Raw genomic sequence first — 1,748 nt, 5'->3', positions numbered from 1 at the left:
GCACTAGGAGACTACTGAAGATGTAGGGGCTGACCTCGCCGTGAACACCGGCGGGGTCAGACTGGTGTTATGCAAGGTCAGTGGGCTGGTGAACCTGTCGGACCGGATGTGTGGACCACCTGCCGGGACCTGATCCCGCCCGGCAGCGTGTTCGCGTTCCTGGCCGAGCACCGCGAGGCGCTGTTCCCGGCCGCGATGTTCACCGACATGTATCCCTCGCCCAACGGGCGGCCCAGCATGCCGCCGCAGATCCTGGCCACGGCGCTGCTGCTACAGACCCTGCACGGTGTCTCCGACATCGAAGCCGTCCAGGAGCTACGGTGCGACCTGCGCTGGAAGGCCGCCTGCGGGCTGGGCCTGCACGACACCGCCTTCGACCCCTCGCTGCTGACCTACTTCCGGCGCCGCCTGGCCCGCTCGACGCGGCCGGACCGGATCTTCGAGGCTGTGCGCGCCGTCGTCGCCGAAACCGGGGTACTGCGCGGTCGGCACCGGCGGGCACTGGACTCGGCCGTGCTGGACGACGCGGTGGCCACCCAGGACACCGTCACCCAACTGATCGCCGCGATCCGCCGGGTGATCCGCGAGGCGCCCGGCGCCGCGGACGCCGCCCGATCCTGCTGCACCGCCTGCGACTACGCCGGTTCCGGTAAGCCCCGTATCGCCTGGAACGACGCCCAGGCCCGGGCCGTCCTGGTCGATGCTCTGGTCACCGACGCGATCCGGCTGCTGGCCGAGGTATCCGATCAGGTGCTGGACGAGCCGGCCGCGACCGCGATCGGCATCCTGGCGCTGGTCGCCGGCCAGGACGTGGAACCGGCCGCCGACTCCGACGGCTCCGATGGGCGCTGGCGCATCGCCCGGCGCACCGCGCCCGAGCGCATGGTCTCCACCGTCGATCCCGAGGCCCGGCACATCCACAAGACCACGACCCGCGCCGCGGACGGGTTCAAGGCGCATCTGGCCGTCGAGCCGGAGACCGGCCTGCTGACCGCCGTGGCCCTACGGCCCGGTGCCGGGCGGGCCCACCACGAGGCCGTGCTGGCGCCCGAGTTGCTGTCCGGCGAAGACCATCGGCTGGAGGTCGTGGCCGATGCCGCCTACTCGTCCGGGCCGTGCCGGCGTGCCTTGACCGAGGCCGGGCATCGGCTGTTGATCAAACCGCCGCCGCTGCGCCCGGCCGTGCCGGGCGGGTTCACCTTGGACGACTTCGCCATCGATACCGCTGCCGGCACCGCCGTCTGCCCGGCCGGGCAGACGGCGTCCCTGGTCGGCACCATCGATACCAGGCATGCGGTCTTCGAGGCCGCGACCTGCGCCGCCTGCCCGCTGCGGCAGCAGTGCACCACCGCCCGCGGCGGCCGGGTGGTGCGGATCCGCCCTGACCATGATCTGCAGGTGGCCGCCCGCCGCCAAGCCGCCGCCGATCCGGTCTGGCAGGACGACTACCGGCGCTGGCGGCCCCCGGTGGAGCGTGCCGTGGCCTGGGTCGTGGCGCGTGGCAATCGCCGGCTGCGCTACCTGGGCACCATCAAGAACGACGCGTGGCTACACCTGCGCGCTGCCGCGCTCAACCTGCGCACCCTGGTCAACCGCGGGCTTACCCGCAGCGATACCGCCTGGGCTCTGACCGCCGCTCCGGCATAGGCGGTCGCGTGCCGGCGCCTGTCTTGTCCTCGAGCCGGGGCGACTGACCAGCGGCCCACGGCCCGAGCACATCACAACAAGATTTTCAGCAGTCTCCTAGG

At 72.1% G+C, this 1,748-nt stretch carries 1 protein-coding gene; it reads left to right on the top strand.

The window, feature by feature from the left end:
* Window positions 1–69 precede the first annotated feature (69 nt).
* Entirely contained in the window at window positions 70–1,647 is a 1,578-nt protein-coding gene (locus FHS22_RS37105; RefSeq protein WP_184948881.1) for an IS1182 family transposase, read from the top strand.
* Window positions 1,648–1,748: the final 101 nt, after the last annotated feature.

This window comes from Thiemannella venezuelensis (assembly GCF_014203605.1).
GTDB classification, from domain to species: Bacteria; Actinomycetota; Actinomycetes; order Streptosporangiales; family Streptosporangiaceae; genus Planomonospora_A; species Planomonospora_A venezuelensis.
This window is presented reverse-complemented; position numbering and strand designations above follow the sequence as displayed.

Bases quoted from the DNA above. Each gene is read 5' to 3' on its own strand.
- FHS22_RS37105 (WP_184948881.1), top strand. From the start codon at position 70: ATGCAAGGTCAGTGGGCTGGTGAACCTGTCGGACCGGATGTGTGGACC.